Origin of the sequence: Thermosulfurimonas dismutans (genome assembly GCF_001652585.1) — a bacterium.
Classification (GTDB): Bacteria; Desulfobacterota; Thermodesulfobacteria; order Thermodesulfobacteriales; family Thermodesulfobacteriaceae; genus Thermosulfurimonas; species Thermosulfurimonas dismutans.
Map to the genome: position 1 here is coordinate 1 of NZ_LWLG01000037.1, position 1,133 is coordinate 1,133.

General features: G+C 46.4%; 1 protein-coding gene. It reads left to right on the forward strand.

Features of this window, described 5'->3' with window-relative positions; translation table 11 throughout:
• On the forward strand, window positions 1–1,103 hold a 1,103-nt coding region (locus tag TDIS_RS10580), incomplete at its 5' end, for an IS256 family transposase (RefSeq protein WP_084271090.1).
• Window positions 1,104–1,133 lie beyond the last annotated feature (30 nt).

A 1,133-nucleotide genomic window follows, 5' to 3' on the forward strand; every position in this document is an offset into this window, starting at 1 on the left:
GAGAATTCCTGGGAGAGGTCCTGGAAGCCGAACTGGAAGAGTTCTTAGGCTACAAGAAGTACGAGCGCTCTGATTCGGACAATTATCGGAACGGCTACACTCCCAAGAGCGTGAAAACCACCTGTGGCCCTATTGAGCTCCTAGTTCCCAGAGACCGGAAAGGGGAATTTGAGCCCCAACTTATCAGGAAGCGTCAAACCATGCTTGATGAGATAGAAAATCAGATAACAGCCCTTTATGCCAAGGGTATGAGTACCCGAGATATCCAGGAGATTCTTTCTGATATGTATGGTTTTGACGTAAGCCCTTCTCTGATTTCCAAGATCACAGACCGGATTCTGCCCAAGATCAAGGAATGGCAAGCCCGTCCACTCAAAGAAAAATATTTTCTACTTTGGATCGATTGCATTTTCTACAACATCCGAGAGGATGGTCAAGTAAGGAAGAAAGCTATCTATGTAGTTATAAGTATAGATCTTGAAGGCTACAAGGAAATTTTGGGCTTTTGGATAGACGGGACAGAGTCTAGCCGATTTTGGCTAGGAGTGCTCAATGATCTTAAGGCTCGGGGGGTAAGAGATGTCTTCATTTTCAGCGTGGATGGGTTAACAGGGTTAGATAAAGCTATAGAGGCAACCTTTCCGAAGGCGGATATTCAGAGGTGTGTGGTACACCAGATCAGGAATTCTTTGAGATATGTTTCTTGGAAAGACAAAAGGGAGCTGGCCCGGGATCTCAAGAAGGTTTACGGGGCCCCTACACTTGAGGTAGCCGAAAGAGAATTTGAAGATTTTTCGGCCAAATGGGGCGAAAAGTATCCCCATGTGGTAAAGAGCTGGGAGGCGAATTGGGAGGCTTTAACGACGTTTTTCAGGTATCCGGTTGAAATAAGGCGGGTAATGTATACCACGAACATCATAGAGAGCGTAAACAGCAAATTTCGGAAGGCAACAGCGGGCAGGAGGGTTTTTCCGACAGAGGAGTCTCTGCTTAAGTGTCTATACATGGCGGCCATGGAGCTTGAGAGGAAATGGCGCCGCCCTATTAAGGATTGGCCTTCAATTTACGCCCAGCTCTCAATTTTATTTGAGGATAGGCTATAATGGGATTTACACAGAAGGGTGGACAGTCCC